This window comes from Roseateles chitinivorans (assembly GCF_050632145.1).
Classification (GTDB): Bacteria; Pseudomonadota; Gammaproteobacteria; order Burkholderiales; family Burkholderiaceae_C; genus Roseateles; species Roseateles chitinivorans_B.
Window position 1 is genome coordinate 497,153 of sequence record NZ_CP192577.1, and the last position, 15,013, is coordinate 512,165.

At 69.8% G+C, this 15,013-nt stretch carries 10 protein-coding genes and 1 pseudogene; all 11 read right to left on the reverse strand.

All coding sequences use genetic code 11. The annotated features are described in order from the left end of the window. Positions 1-132 precede the first annotated feature (132 nt). The 11 genes and pseudogenes from ACQ86G_RS02340 to ACQ86G_RS02390 all read right to left on the reverse strand — a co-directional run bounded on the left by ACQ86G_RS02340 (position 133) and on the right by ACQ86G_RS02390 (position 14,967). Positions 133-1,814: pseudogene (locus ACQ86G_RS02340) on the reverse strand (sugar ABC transporter ATP-binding protein). Next, complete coding sequence (locus ACQ86G_RS02345) at positions 1,814-2,752, reverse strand: ABC transporter substrate-binding protein (protein WP_431261315.1); 939 nt, start codon at positions 2,750-2,752, stop codon at positions 1,814-1,816. The pseudogene ACQ86G_RS02340 and the gene ACQ86G_RS02345 overlap by 1 nt, the downstream one beginning before the upstream one ends. A gap of 142 nt (positions 2,753-2,894) precedes the next feature. Further along, positions 2,895-5,678, reverse strand: a complete 2,784-nt coding sequence (locus ACQ86G_RS02350) for a TonB-dependent receptor (protein WP_431259137.1) — start codon at positions 5,676-5,678, stop codon at positions 2,895-2,897. 325 nt (positions 5,679-6,003) lie between these two features. Continuing rightward, entirely contained in the window at positions 6,004-7,479 is a 1,476-nt protein-coding gene (locus tag ACQ86G_RS02355; RefSeq protein ID WP_431259138.1) for an extracellular solute-binding protein, read from the reverse strand. Beyond that, on the reverse strand, positions 7,424-8,263 hold the full coding sequence (locus tag ACQ86G_RS02360) for a carbohydrate ABC transporter permease (protein WP_431259139.1): 840 nt from the start codon (positions 8,261-8,263) through the stop codon (positions 7,424-7,426). The genes ACQ86G_RS02355 and ACQ86G_RS02360 overlap by 56 nt, the downstream gene beginning before the upstream one ends. Next, entirely contained in the window at positions 8,260-9,225 is a 966-nt protein-coding gene (locus ACQ86G_RS02365) for a carbohydrate ABC transporter permease (protein WP_431259140.1), read from the reverse strand. Before ACQ86G_RS02365 ends, ACQ86G_RS02360 begins: the two co-directional genes overlap by 4 nt. Next, positions 9,222-10,364, reverse strand: coding sequence for an ABC transporter ATP-binding protein (locus ACQ86G_RS02370; protein ID WP_431259141.1), 1,143 nt, complete (start codon positions 10,362-10,364; stop codon positions 9,222-9,224). The genes ACQ86G_RS02365 and ACQ86G_RS02370 overlap by 4 nt, the downstream gene beginning before the upstream one ends. An 80-nt stretch (positions 10,365-10,444) precedes the next feature. Then, positions 10,445-11,548, reverse strand: coding sequence for a hypothetical protein (locus tag ACQ86G_RS02375; RefSeq protein ID WP_431259142.1), 1,104 nt, complete (start codon positions 11,546-11,548; stop codon positions 10,445-10,447). Positions 11,549-11,561: 13 nt separating this feature from the next. Next, a complete protein-coding gene (locus tag ACQ86G_RS02380) occupies positions 11,562-12,620 on the reverse strand; it encodes an aldose epimerase family protein (RefSeq protein ID WP_431259143.1) in 1,059 nt (352 codons plus the stop codon). Continuing rightward, positions 12,617-13,828 (reverse strand): galactokinase, encoded by a 1,212-nt coding sequence (galK, locus tag ACQ86G_RS02385; RefSeq protein WP_431259144.1) that lies wholly within the window; start codon positions 13,826-13,828, stop codon positions 12,617-12,619. Before galK ends, ACQ86G_RS02380 begins: the two co-directional genes overlap by 4 nt. Beyond that, positions 13,825-14,967, reverse strand: a complete 1,143-nt coding sequence (locus tag ACQ86G_RS02390) for a UDP-glucose--hexose-1-phosphate uridylyltransferase (protein WP_431259145.1) — start codon at positions 14,965-14,967, stop codon at positions 13,825-13,827. The genes galK and ACQ86G_RS02390 overlap by 4 nt, the downstream gene beginning before the upstream one ends. Positions 14,968-15,013: the final 46 nt, after the last annotated feature.

Sequence of the window (15,013 nt, forward strand, 5' to 3'; positions counted from 1 at the left end):
ACATAGGCGGCGTGCCGCGCGCCGGCATGGTGGTCGGCCCCCGCCGCGCGGGGCGATTCGCGACGGTGCCGGCCGCCGCGGTCGTGGCCGCGCCGGCGTCACGCCGCCAGCGGCGCAGGAAGGACGGTGCGCTCATGCGTGCGCCTCCGTGGCACCGGCCATCTCGTGCAGCAGGCGGTCCTCGTCGAGCCCGAGCGCGTCGAGTTCCGCCACCTGGCGGCGCTCGCGCAGCACGGTGACGCGGTCGCTCGCGCGCAGCACCTCCGGCAGCTCCGAGGAGATGAAGATCAGCGCCATGCCTTGACCGCACAGCGTCAGCACCTGGTCCATCAGGTCCTGTTTGGCGGCGATGTCGATGCCGCGGGTGGGCTCGTCGAGGATCAGCAGCCGCGGCTCGGTCGCGAGCCAGCGCGCGAGGATGGCCTTCTGCTGGTTGCCGCCGGAGAGCAGGCCGATGGGCGTCTCCGCATCGGCGGTCTTGATGCCGAGCCGGGTGATGAAGCGCTGCGCGAGCTCGCGTTGCGCGGACCCCGTCAGTGTCCTGAACACGCCACGTCGGGCCTGCAGTGCCAGCACGATGTTCTCGCGCACGCTGAGCTCCGCGACGATGCCGTCGATCTTGCGTTCTTCGGGGCAGAAGGCCATGCCAGCGCGGACCGCATCGCGCGGGCTGCGCAGACGCACGGCGGTGCCGTCGACGCGGATCTCGCCGGTGTCGGCGCGATCGGCGCCGAACAGCAGGCGCGCCGTCTCGGTCCGGCCGGCGCCGAGCAGACCGGCCAGACCCAGCACCTCGCCGGCGGCGACATGGAGGCTGATGTCTTCGACCGCGCCACGGCGCCCGAGCCCCAGGGTGGCGATGATCGACGGCCGCTGGCCCTCACCCCCACCCTCTCCCGCGCTGCGGGAGAGGGGCCACCCCAGTGCTCCTGCCCCGATCGACTCGCTCCCGCGCTTACCCCCTCTCCCGCTTCCGGGAGAGGGTCGGGGTGAAGGCCCGCGGCCGTGGAAGTGCTGGAGCTTCTTGCTCCCTCTCCCGCTTGCGGGAGAGGGTGGGGGTGAGGGCCCGCGGCCGTGGAAGTACTGAACTCCCGACCGAGCATCAAGGTCACGAGTTCCATGCGCGGCAGCTCGGACACCGAACGCTCCCCGACGAACTCGCCATTGCGGAACACGGTGAAGCGGTCCGCCACCGCATAGGCCTGATCGAGGAAATGCGTGACGAGCAGCACCGCGACGCCTTCATCGCGGAGCTTGCGGATCATCGTGAGCAACCGCTCCGTCTCCGCTTCATCGAGCGACGACGTCGGTTCATCGAGGATCAGCACCCGCGCCTGCTGATGCAGCGCGCGGGCGATGGCGATCATCTGCTGGACGGCCACCGGGAAGTCGCCGAGCGGTCGTCGGACATCGGCCTGGATGCCGAGCCTTGCGAGTGCCGCGCCAGCCTCCTCGCGCACACGCGGCCAGTCGATGGCCACGCCGCCCCACCGGCGCGGAAACCGCCCGGCGAGCACGTTCTCCGCCACCGACAGGTTCGGGCAGAGCTGGACCTCCTGATGCACGACCGCGATGCCGGCGCGCTGCGCCTCCAGCGGCGACCCTGCCGCGAAGGCCACGCCGTCGAGCGTGATCGACCCCGCGTCGCGGTCCTGCACCCCGGCGAGGATCTTGATCAGCGTGGACTTGCCCGCGCCGTTCTGCCCCATCAGCACCTGCACTTCGCCGGCGCGCAGCGTCAACGCCGCGTCCAGCAATGCGGGCACCCCGCGGAAGGCCTTCGCGACCCCGCGTGCCTCCAGCACGATGCTCATCAGTACTTCCGCTTGGGCAGTTCCTGCGCCGCGACTTCGGCGGGGAACACGCCCTCCTCGGTCACGATGCGGCGCGGCACGGTCTTGCCGGCCTTCAGGTCCTTCACCGTCTGCATCAGCTGCGGCCCCAGCAGCGGGCTGCACTCGACGGTGACGTTGAGCTTGCCCGCGACCATCGCCTGGAACGCGCCCTTCACGCCGTCGATGGAGATGATCAGGATGTCCTTGGCCGGCTTCAGCCCGGCCTCCTCGATCGCCTGGATCGCGCCGATCGCCATGTCGTCGTTATGCGCGTAGAGCACGTCGATGTTGCGGCCTTCGGCCTTGAGGAAGGCCTCCATGACCTCCTTGCCCTTGGCGCGGCTGAAGTCGCCGGTCTGCGAGCGCACGATCTTCAGGCGCGGGTCGGCCTTGATGCCTTCCTCGAAACCCTTCTTGCGATCGAGCGCCGGCGCTGCGCCGACAGTGCCCTGCAGTTCGACGATGCGGATCTCCTTGCCCGCCGGGCGGCTCTTCACCTTGTCGGTCAGCCACTTCGCGGCGCGACGGCCTTCCTCGACGAAGTCGGAACCCATGAAGGTCGCCCACAGCGTCTGGTCCGTCTCCTGCACCGTGCGGTCGGTCAGGATCACCGGGATGCCGGCGGCTTTCGCCTCGCGCAGCACCGTGCCCCAGCCGGTCTCGACGACCGGCGACAGCGCGATCACGTCGACCTTCTGCGCGATGAAGGCGCGCAAGGCCTTGATCTGGTTCTCCTGCTTCTGCTGGGCATCGGCGAACTTGAGATCGATGCCGGACTCCTTCGCCGCAGATTTGATCGAGGCCGAATTGGCGGTGCGCCATTCCGACTCCGCGCCGATCTGCGAGAAGCCGAGGACGATCTTCTTGTCGGCGGCGAATGCGCTGGGGATCGCGCCGAGCGCGACGAAGGCGCCCATCGACACGGAACCGAGAACGAAACGGCGGCGCGCGGCCGGACGAGCTTGTCGCATGGAAACTCCTTGGTCTGCGAAGGTCGCTGGCCCTCACCCCCGCCCTCTCCCGCAAGCGGGAGAGGGGAGGGAACGGGAGGGCGCCGGATCAGTACTTGGCGTTGAAGCTCAAGCCGTAGAACTTGTCGTCCGACCGGATGTCGTGCGGGAAGCTCTCGTTCTGGAAGTAGCTGTAGTACTTCGACCCGGTCAGGTTGTTGGCGTTGAAGCTCACGCTCAGCTTCTCGCTGAACGCGTAGCCGATCGCGAAGTCCAGCCGGCCGTAGTCCTTGACGCGGTTGTAGGTCGGCGGCACGTTCGGATCGCAGGCCGCGACCGCCATGCCGTTCTCGGCCGACGGCGCCAGCAGGCAGCCGAAGGAGCCTTCGTTGAACTTGCTGCGCCAGGTGTAGGTCAGGCGGCTGGTGAAGCCGTACTTCTCATACAGCAGACCGGCGTTGAAGCTGTGCTTGGACACGCCCAGCAGCGGCTTGCCGAACAGCGGATCGGTCTTGGTGTTGACCTCGCTGTCCGCCAGCGTGTAGTTGCCGAAGACGCCCAGGCCGCTGAACGCGCCCGGCAGGAAGTCCATGAAGTACTGGCCGCTCAGCTCCAGGCCCTTCAGCGTCGCCTTGCCGAGGTTGCGCGGGCGGCTGATGTCGTACTCGACGCCGTCGATGACCTCCGGCGCGGTCGAGCGCACGACGCGGTTCTTCAGCACGCGGTGGTACACCGCCGCCTGCAGGTAGCTGCCCTTGTTGAAGTACTTCTCGATCGACAGGTCGTAGGCGGTGCTGGTCTGGTCCTTCAGCTCCGAGTTGCCGCCGCTGCCGCTCGGGCGGATGTTGGCGTTGGTCGGGATCGAGTAGGTCAGCGACGGGTTCAGGTCGCCCAGCGCCGGACGCGACATCGTCTTGCCGGCGGTGGCACGGACCAGCAGGTTGGGCACGACTTCCAGCTTGGCGCTGAAGTTGGGCAGGAAGCGCGAGGCCGTCGAGCTCGCGGTCTGCGGCGTCACCACGCCGTTGACCCGGCCGGCGCCGCTGATGTCGCGCTCCAGGCGCACGAAGCGGCCGCCGATCACGCCGTCCAGCGGCAGGCCGGCGAGCTTGGTCTCGTAGTGCGGCTGCACGTAGACGGCATAGGTCTTCTCGTCGGAGTCGTAGTTGTTGAGCGGGTCGTAGGACGGATCCCCCAGGGCGCCGCCGTACAGCGCGCGCAGCGTGTCCGTGTTGTTGAGCAGGTAGTCCGGATTCGGCGTCATCCACGGCGAGCAGTTGTTGATCTGCGGGATGCAGTTCGGCGCCGTGATCAGGAAGTTGCCCGGCAGCTGCGTCGCGCTGCTCACCAGCGTCGCGCGGTTGCCGCCGGGGGCGTTCGGGCCGCCCGGCGCATTGGCGCGCCAGTGCGATTCGCGCTTGGTCACGCGCGCGCCGAAGTCGACGTTGCTGATGAAGCCGCCCAGCTCGTAGTTGCCGCTCAGCGCCACCGCGTCCTGCTTGGACTTGGCGCGGTTGATGTCCTGGAACAGCGAGTTGGCGAAGCGGAAGTCCGTCGCCTGGCCGAGCGGGTTGCCCGGCATGTTGGTGGTGCCGTAGCCGCCGTTGTTGATGACGATGTCGACGGCGTTGATCTGCTTGCCGAGGTCGACGATGACCGTGCGGTTGCTGTTGGTCGACTCCATCCGCGACAGGTCGAGGTTCATCGACAGCGGACCCGAGTTGTACTTCCAGCCGCCCGCCAGCACGCGCTGGTCGGTGGACTGCTTCTTGGCCTGCGTGCTGGTCAGCCCGGGCACGTTGTTGAAGGTCGCCGACACGCCGTTGCACAGGCGCTGGATCGGTTGCGACGACGGGCCGAGGAAGCCCGCGCCGTCGACGTGCGCGTCGAAGCAGTCGTCGCTGCCCTTCGGGTTGGTGATGTTCTGCGCCGCGAAGATGTCCGAGAAGATGAAGAAGGTCGCGAACTTCGCGCGGTAGCCGGCGTAGAGGCCGTCGACGTAGAACTCGTTCTCCTGGTTCGGGCGCCACTGGAAGGACGCGTTGACCTGCGGACGCTGGTACTCGCCAGTGTCGGTCAGGCCGCCGACGCAGGTCGGCAGCACCAGGCCGGGCGCTCCGGGCGGGCCGTTGGTGCCCGAGCGCGGGTCGCAGTTGAACGAGATCGGCCGGTTGAACTTGTGGTCGGCGTAGGAGATGTCGACCAGGCCGCCCATCTCGCCCGCCGGCGTGTTGGTGCGGTAGGAGCCGAGCAGGCCGAGCTTGGTGCTGGGCTTGTCGGCGTAGTCGCCCTGGCTGGCGCGGCCGTTGAGCACCAGCGTCAGGCCCTTGCTGAACTCCAGCGGCTTGCGCAGCCGCAGGTCGATCGCGCCGGCCACGCCGCCTTCGATCAGGTTGGCGCCGGCCGACTTGTAGACGTTGGCGCGCGAGATCGCTTCCGCGGGCAGGTCCTGGAACGCGAAGCCGCGACCCACGCCGGTGAACATCTCGCGACCGTCGACGGTCGTGATGATGTCGCCGATGCCGCGGATCAGCGGGTTGACGATCTCGTTGTTGAAGTTGACGACGGTCTGCACGCCCGGCACACGCTGCAGCGCCTCGGCCACGGTGTTGTCGGGGAACTTGCCGATGTCGTCGGCGACGATGGACTCGACGACCTGGTCGGCGTCGCGCTTGGTCTGCACCGCCGCCGCGCGGCTGGCGCGCTGGCCGACGATGACGACCTGTTCCAGCTTGGTGCCCGCCGCGCCCGAGGCGGCGGTCTCAGGCGCGGCCGGGGCCGCGGGAGACTTGGGGGCGTCCTGCGCCAGGACCTGCTGGCCAGCGAGGCACAGCGTCAGGCAGGCAGCCGCCGAGATCGGCGAGAGCCGGAGGGAATGGGGGATTCGATTCATTGTTGTCTCCAAGGGCCTCGTGACCGGTGCGCGGGGAGGAACGCACGCCTGGTCCGGGCCGGGTTTTAATACAAACAACTTTTCTTGCAGTATTCGGCGAGATTCGGCGCCTGCCGGCACTCGATGCGTGCCTGCCGCTGCCCCGGTGTGGCGGGATCTCCGCCGGACCGGTCCTACTTCTGAAGCTCAGGAAGCCGTCGAAATCGACGCGAACGCTGTGACCGTCGCGGGGACCCGGGCTCGTGCTCCGGGCTGCGCCGACACGGTCTTTCAGGACCTTAGCGTTCGGTTTTTGTGATTATTCACAAATTAATTCGTTATAAACCTAGCGCAAACCATGAGAGACGCCGGCCTGTGCCGTCGGCGCCACGCCCGTGTCGCTGGAGGCCGTGCCGAGGAAGCGCGATTCGCGCTCCAGCAGGCGGTTGATGCGCTGCTGGCCCTTGGCCAGCGTCGCGTCCAGCGGTTCGCCGGAGACGACGATGGAGGCCACCGTGTCCCCCAGCAGGCCCATCACGCGGGACTGCCGCGCGACGGTCGTCGGCAGGCCGGTGCCGTGCGCGGCGACCGGGCCGAGCGACGCGCGCATCGGCAGCGCCTTGAACGCGGCGCTGTCGACGGCCGACTGCCGCGCGGGCAGTTGGCCGGTGCGGGCCCAGGCCAGGCTCTCGTCGTTGAGGAAGCGCAGGAACCGCAGCGCCGCGGCGCGCTCCTGCGGCGTCTGCCGCGGGTTGCGCAGCATCACCCACACGTGGCTGTCGGCCCAGGTCGCGGGCTGCGTGAAGAGCGTCGGCTCGGGCACCGCCTCGTACTGGCCGCTCAGCGGATTGCCGGCCTTCGCCGCGCGCGTGGTGAGATCGCCCAGCAGCCAGGTGCCGTTGGGCATCACGCCGCCGGCGCCGGCCATGAAGGCCTGCAGCGCGGCGCTGTAGTCCATGTTGCGCGTGGACAGGCCCTCGGCGTAGACGGTGCGCATGAACTGCACGGCCTCGCGGACCGGCGGCGACGTGAGGTCGACCGCCTGGTCGCCGCGCGGGAACAGCGTGCCGCCCTGCTGCGCGACCAGCCCCAGGACCGAGCGCGCGAAGAAGCTCGGATCGTTCAGCGTCAGCCAGACGAAGTAGGGCTTGCCGGTCGCGCGCTTGAAGGCGCGGGCCTGGTCGAGCGCCTCGGCTGCCGACCTGGGCAGACGGGCATGGCCCTTCGCATCGACCAATCCCGCCTGCTTCATCAGCCCGAGGTTGATGTGCCACAGCGCCGCATGCGAGTCGTACGGCAGCGCGACGACATGGCCCGCGAAGGTCACGCCGTGGCGCGCATGCGGGGTGAAGTCCTCGACGGCCACGCCCTCGCGGGCGAAGCCGTCCTCGAGCGGCTGCAGCAGGTCGCGCTTGGCGAAGTCGCCCAGCACCGAGCTGTGCATGATCGCGATGCTCGGCAGGTCGCCGCCGACGATGCGCGCGCCCAGCTGCTGGTAGTAGGCCGAGTGCTCCACGACCTGCGTGTCGACGTGGATGCGGCCGGCCTCCCGCGCGTTGAAGCGGTTGGTGAGCGCGGTGATGATCCCGCACTCGCTGCTGGCCTTGGACGGATCGGTGACCTGGCCGTACTCCGCGTCGCAGCTGCCGAAGAAGCGGGCGAGCGTGATGTGGACTTCGCCGCCCGACGCGCCCCCTGCCCTTGCGCGAACGTCGCGACGTTCACCGTCAGCAAGGCCGCGAGCGCGATGTGCTTGAGGATGCGCTTCATGCCGCCTTCCCTCCCGCCACCGCGGCGACGATGTGCCGCTGGAAGAAGGCATAGAGCACCAGCACCGGCAGCGCCGCGAACACCGCCTGCGCCATCAGGAAGCCCAGCCCCTCGGACTGCGCGAAGTTGGTCTGCGTGGCCGCCAGGCCCAGCGTCAGCGTGTACATCTCGGGACGGGTCGCGGAGATCAGCGGCCACAGGTAGTCGTTCCAGGCCGCCAGGAAGCTGAAGATCCCCAGCGTGGCCTGCGCCGGCAGCGTCTGCGGCAGGATCACGCGCCAGAAGATCTTCCAGCGCGAGGCGTTGTCCATCAGCGCCGCCTCTTCGAGCTCGCGCGGGATCGCCTTGAAGAACTGCGTCATCAGGAACACGCCGAACGGCGCGGCCAGGCGCGGCAGGATCAGCCCGGCATAGCTGTTGTGCAGGCCGAGCTCCGCGAAGATGCGGTGCAGCGGGATCACGACCGCCGGCTCCGGCACCGCGAGGCCGGCGAGCGCGAGCGCGAAGGCGATGCGGCGGCCGGGGAACTCGCAGCGCGCGAAGCCGTAGCCCGCCAGCGACGAGATGAACAGCACCAGTGCCGTCTGCACCAGCGCGACGACGCAGCTGTTGAGCACCCAGCGGAACACGGCCGGATTGGCCAGGATGTCCGCATAGTTGCGCAACGTGAAGGGCGTCGTGAGGATCGCATCGGTGCGCTCCATCAGCACCGCGTTCGACTTCAGCGACAGCGCGAAGACCCACGCGAGCGGGAGCATCCACAGCAGCGCGAGCGCGATGGCGGCGCCCAGGAGCACGCGGTCCCACGGACCGTTCTGCCAGACCCGGGCGCTCATGCCTGCGCTCCTTCGCGACGCTCGGCCCAGCGCTGGACGGACACGCCCAGCACCATCAGCACGAACAGGATCTGCGCGGCCGCGGCGGAGTAGCCCAGCGCCCATTGGTCGAAGAGCGCCTCGTAGATGAACATCACCAGCGTGCGGGTGCTGTTGTTGGGACCGCCGTTGGTCAGCAGCTGCGCCTGGCCGAAGACCTGCAGTTGCCCGATCACCTGGATGATCGCCACCATGATCAGCGTGCGGCGCAGCGCCGGCAGCGTGATGAAGCGGAAGCTGCGCCAGCGGCTGGCGTTGTCCAGCGCGGCGGCCTCGTAGAGATCCGGCGGGATCTGCTGCAGCGCGGCGAGGATCAGCATCATCGGCAGGCCGATGCCCCACCACAGCGTGACCAGCGCGATGAAGGGCAGCGCCAGGGATTCGTTGCTGAGCGGCGCGAGATCCGGCAGGCCGAAGGCCGCGAGGCCCTGGCTCAGCAGCCCGCGGTCGGGCAGCAGCACCAGGCGCCAGATCAGCGTCACGACGGTCACCGACAGCACGTTGGAGGCGAAGAAGGTGCCGCGCAGCCACGCGCCGGTGCGGCCGGGACGGTTGAGCACCAGCGCGAGCGCGAGGCCCAGGCCGACGAAGGCCGGCGTGCAGATCGCCGCGAAGAAGATGGTGTTGCGCGCGCAGAGCAGGAAGACCTCGTCGCGCACCAGGTCCAGGAAGTTGGCCAGGCCGACGAACTGGCCCTTGCCGGTCAGCAGGTCGACGGCGTTGAAGGAGAGCCAGACCCCTTCGAGCACCGGCGCCGCGAGCAGGCCCAGGTAGCAGAGCGCGAACGGCGCAATGAAGGCCCAGCCGACCCACGCCGGTCCGTCCATGGCGGAGCGGCCCAGCGCGCCGCGCGGCGGCTCGGCGCCCGAGACGACCTCGGCCGCCTCGCTGGCGGTGCCGGCGGTGAGTGTCGCGGCGCTCATCGGACTTCCGCCGCGGTGGCGCCCGCCACCAGCGCTTCGGCCGGCACGCCGTCCGGGCGCGGCTCGGCGTGATGCGCGAGGCCGGCGCCGTCGAAGAGGTGCACCTGCTCGAGGTCCGGTCGCAGGCGGACCGTCTCGCCCATCGCGAGCGTGCTGCTCACCGGGACCTCAGCCACGACGACCGTGCCGTCGCCCAGCCCCACGTGCGCGAGGCTGCGTTCGCCGAGGCGCTCCAGCAGCTCGACGCAACCCGCGATCGGGCCGTCGGCGGCGAGGCGCAGGCCTTCGGGCCGCACGCCGATCTCCAACTGGCCCGCGATCGGCTTCGCCGCGATCTGCGTCGTCACGACGGCGCCGCCAGGAAGTCGGACGGCGATCCGCCCCTGCTGGTCGGCCATGCGCTCGACCGGCAGGAAGTTCATGGACGGGCTGCCGACGAAACCCGCGACGAATCGGGTGCGCGGGCGCTGGTAGATGTCCATCGGCGGACCGGCCTGGTCGATGCGGCCGCCGTTGAGCACGACGATGCGGTCGGCCAGCGTCATCGCCTCGACCTGGTCGTGGGTCACGAAGACCATCGTCGCGCCCAGCCGCTTGTGCAGCCGCGCGAGCTCGATGCGGGTGCGGTTGCGCAGCTTGGCGTCGAGGTTGGACAGCGGCTCGTCGAACAGGAAGGCCTTGGGCTCCTTCACCACGGCGCGACCGATCGCGACGCGCTGTCGCTGGCCGCCGGACAACTGCGCGGGACGGCGCTGCAGCAGCGTGTCGAGCTCCAGCATGCGCGCGGCGTCCTCGACGCGGCGGCGCACCTCGGCGTCGGCGATGCCGATGTTGCGCAGGCCGAAGGCCATGTTGTCGAACACGCTCATGTGCGGGTAGAGCGCGTATTGCTGGAACACCATCGCCAGCCCGCGCCGGCCGGGCGGCAGCGCGGTGACGTCCTGGTCGGCGAGCAGGATGCGGCCGCCGGAGACGCTCTCCAGCCCCGCCAGCATGCGCAGCAGCGTGGACTTGCCGCAGCCCGACGGGCCGAGCAGCACGATGAACTCGCCCGCCCCGATGCTGAGCGAGAAGTCGGGAATGATGTCGACGGAACCGTAGCGCTTGGCCACGCCGTCGAACACGATGCTTGCAGTCATACGTCTCCTGCCGGGCGCCATCCGTCGCAGCGCCTCTGGTCATTGGCGACCGGGGCCGTGGTGCCCCGGTCCGCCGTGTCTCAATCCGCGCGGGTCGATCCGCGCTTGCGGGCGCCATGTTGCCGCAACAGCTCGGCCTCGCGCTCACGATACGGCGTGCCGTCGGTGTGCAGCACGTCGTGGAACCAGACCAGCGGCGGATCGATGGTGTACGGCTTCTTCCACGAGTCCCACGGCATCTTCGTCTGGCTCTTGCCGTCGACGAAGCCCCAGTTGAGCATGCCCACGTCCTCGCGCCAGGCGATCGGCAGCGCGACGTCGAAGGTCGAGCCCAGGCTGCGCGCCATGTACTCGGTGCAGATCAGCGGACGGCCGTAGGCCTGCAGCTGCCGGATGCGGGCCTCGAGTTTCTCGGGCCAGCTGTAGTCGTGGAAGCTGACGACGTCGGAGCCGGCCAGTTGGGCCCGCTGCACCGCGTTCAGTTCCTTGGACTCGGGGCCCCAGTCGTCGCCCAGCCACACGCCGCTGGTCAGCGGCTGCGAGGGCTGCTGCGCGCGTGCCCAGTCGAAGACCTGCGGGATCAGCTCCGCCACCAGCGCGATCTTGTCCTTGGCCTCGCGCGGCAGGTAGTAGCCCATGCCGCCGCCCTGGTTGTCGGGCTCGTTCCAGACGTCCCAGTAGGTGACGCGCGGATCCTGGCCGTAAGTCTTGACGATGTCCTCGACGTAGGCGCGCAGCGCGGGCCAGGTCGAGCGGTCGGCGAGCTGCGTCGCGGACGGGCTCTGCACCCAGCCGGAGTTGTGCACGCCGGGGATGGGCTCGCGCTGCGGGCCGAGCTTCGGATGGGGATCCCAGCAGGAATCGAACAGCACGAACATCGTCTTGATGCCATGGCGGTCGGCGATGTCCAGGTACTGGCCGATGCGGCCCTTGAAGCCCGCGGCGTCCTGCGCCCACAGCAGGTCGTGCAGGAACACGCGCATCGTGTTCATGCCCAGGCCGGCGGCCCAGCCGAGTTCGAGGTCGATGCGGTCGGCGTCGAAGCTGTCGGCCTGCCACATGGCGAGCTGGTTGATGGCGGAGGCGGGCACGAAATTCGCGCCCAGCGCCGGCGGCTGCGCCTGGAACCAGACGTGGGCCTGCTCGGGCGTCCAGCGGGCGGGAGCGGAGGTGGCATTGCTCATGGGAGTCTCGGGGTCAGGCCTTGTCGGCCGGGGAGGTCGAGGAAGAGGACGAAGGGGAGGCCGGGGAGGCCGAGGGAACGAATCGGTAGGTCAGGCGATGACGATAGACCTCGCCGGGACGCAGCACCGCGCCGGGTTGCGGCCATTCGGGGTGATGCGGACTGTCGGGCAGCGCCTCGGGCTCGATCGCCAGGCCGCCGTGCTTGAGGTGCGGGCGGCCGTGCCGGTCGGGCGTCTGCGGCAGGAACTCGCCGGCATAGAACTGCAGGCCGGGCGCGTCGCTGTGCAGCGCCAGCATCAGCTGGCCATCGCCTGAACGGAGCACCGCGGCCGCGCCCTCGCCGGCCGGCTCGTCGATCAGCCAGCAGTGGTCGTGGCAGGCGGGCAACACGTCGAGTCGACGCAGCGCCTCGAGCGCGTCGCCGATGCGGCGCGGCTGGCGGAAGTCGAACGGCGTGCCCGCGACCGGCGACTGCTCGCCCGTGGGGATCAGGTCGGCCCGCACCGGCAGGTAGCGGCTGCCCGCGATCCGCAGCTGTTGATCGAGGATGAGCCGGCCCGGTCCATCGAGGTTGAAGTAGGCATGGCTGCTGACGTTCACCAGCGTCGGCGCATCGGTGCGCGCCTCGAAGCTGATGCTGACCGTCAACGGGGCTTCGACGCGGTAGACGACGCGGACGTCCAGGCGGCCCGGATAGCCCTGGTCACCATCTTCCGAGCGCAGCGTCAGTTCCAGCGACTGCTCGTCGTGATGCGCGACGTCCCAGACCTTGCGGTGGAAACCGGCCGTGCCGCCATGCAGCTGGTTCGGCCCTTCGTTCGCGTCCAGCGCGAAGCGCTGTCCGTCGAGTTCGAACGACGCGCCCGCGATGCGGTTGGCGTAGCGGCCGACCACGGCGCCGAGATAGCCCGGCTGGCGCAGGTAGTCCGCCGGCGTTTCGTAACCGAGCAGGACCTCGCGGTCATCGCCGTTCACGGGGACCACGCAGGACATCCACGACGCCCCCGCATCGGTGATGGCGATGCGCAGTCCGTCCGGCGAGCGCAGCTCGAAGGTCTTGAGCGCGCTCATGCGAGCACCCCCGCGCCATCGGAGGCGGCGCAGACGTGGACTTCCGCCGCGCGGCCGTCCGGCGAACGGTAGCCGCGTTCGACGGCGACGCGGATCTCGTCGACCATCGCCCGCGGGGCGAGCGCGATGACGCAGCCGCCGAAGCCGCCGCCGGTCATGCGCGCACCGCCGTGTTCGCCGATGACATCCTGCATCAGCGCGGCGAGCGCGTCGATCGCGGGAACGGTGATCTCGAAGTCGTCGCGCATGGACCAGTGGGATTCGCGCATGAGGTGGCTGATCGCGGCGAAGTCGCCGCGAGACAGCGCGTCGGCCAGGCCGGCACAGCGGTGGCTGTCGGAGATGATGTGGCGCGCGCGGCGGCGCACGACCGGGTCGAGCTGTCCGCCGAGCCGCGACCAGAGCGCGTCGTCGACATCGCGCAGCGCCCTCACGCCGAGGCCCTGGGCCGCCGCCTCGCATTGCTGGCGGCGCAGGTTGTATTCGCTGTCGACGAGGCCGCGCTGGATCTTCGAGTCGACCACCAGCACCGCGATGTCCTCGGGCATCGGGATCGGTCGGACCTCCAGGCTGCGGCAGTCCATCAGCAGCGCGTGACCCTGCACGCCGAGCGAGGACGACAGCTGGTCCAGCACGCCGCAACGGCAACCGGCGTAGACGTTCTCGGCGCGCTGGCCGGCGAGCGCCATCGTCGTCGGCGGCAAGGTCCAGCCGTTCAGCGCGGAGAACGCGTGGCCGATCGCCATCTCCAGCGAGGCCGACGAACTCAGCCCCGCGCCCTGCGGCACGTTGCCCGCGATCGACAGCGTCGCGCCGCCCACGGCGTGGCCCTGCTCGCGCAACACGGCGACCATGCCTTGCACGTAGCGCAACCATTGGGGACTTGCGGACACGTCCGCCGCGTCGCCGATGCGGAAGCGGCCAACAGCGCCCCGGGCGCCGTCGTCCTTCCCGCCCTTGGCGTCCGTCCCGCCCGGCAGGTCGCAGGCGAGGACCTCGATCACCTCGTCGTCGCGCCGCGCCGCGGCCACGACCGTGTCGCGGTCGATCGCGCAGGGCATCGCGAAGCCCTCGTTGTAATCGGTGTGCTCGCCGATCAGGTTCACACGCGCCGGGGCGCGGCTCAGGCGCTCCGGCGACTGGCCGAAGGCGCGCTCGAATCCTTGCACCGCGCGGTCGCGCGGTGTCGCTTGACGATCCTGGCTCATGCGCCCTCCGCCTGTGCGGCGCGACGCGCCTGCCGGTAATGCACGGTGTCGCTGACCTCGCGCAGCCGCTGCGCGGCGGTCTCCGGCGTGAGGTCGCGCTGCGCCTCGCCGAGCATCTCGAAACCGACCATGAACTTGCGCACCGTCGCCGAGCGCAGCAGCGGCGGATAGAAATGCGCGTGCAGCTGCCAGTGGCCGTTCGCGCCGTCGTCCGGCCGTCCGGCGCCGTGCGGCGCCCCGTGCCAGCCCATCGAGTACGGGAAGGAGCACTGGAACAGGTTGTCGTAGCGCGTCGTGAGGCGACGCACGGCGACGGCGAGGTCGTCCGCCTGCGCCGGCGTCATCGCGTCGAGCCGCAGCGTGTGCGCCTTCGGCAGCAGCAGCGTCTCGAACGGCCAGGCGGCCCAGTACGGCACGAGGGCGACCCAATGCTCGGTCTCGACGATCACGCGCTCGCCCGCGACCAGCTCGTCGCGGACGTAGCGCACCAGCAGCGGTTCGCCGTGGCGATCGAGGTAGTCGCGCTGATGCGTGTCGGCGAGCACCGCTTCGTCGGGCAACTGGTCCAGGCCCCAGACCTGGCCGTGCGGATGCGGGTTGGAGCACCCCATCGCCGCACCCTTGTTCTCGAAGACCTGCACCCAGCGGTGACGCGCGCCCATGTCGGCGGACTGGTCCATCCAGGCGCGCACGACGGCATGCAGTTCAGGGAGATCGAGCTCCGGCAACGTGCGGGCGTGATCCGGCGAGAAGCAGAGCACGCGGCACTCACCGGCGACAGGCGCCGCCTGGAACAGGTCCGCGCCCGCCTCGTCCGCGACGGCGAGGCCCGCCTCGTCGCCGCGCGCCGGCTGCAGTGCCGCGAAGTCGTTCGTGAACACGAAGGTCCCGGTGTAGTCCGGGTTGTGCTGGCCGTTCGCGCGGACATTGCCGGCGCACAGGTAGCAGGTGGGGTCGTGGCGGGGCAGCGGCGTGTCGTCGACCGACTCCTGCGCGCCCTGCCAGGGCCGCTGCGTGCGATGCGGGGAGACCAGCACGTGACGGCCGGTCAGCGGATTGCGGCGGCGGTGGACGCGGCCGGGGGAATCAGCGGAGGTGGCGGTCTCGGCGCCTCGCCCGTCGTGGTGTGCGGGGTTCATGGCGGCCATTATCACGAACTTGTTTGTTAGTAATGATCGGTCTTTA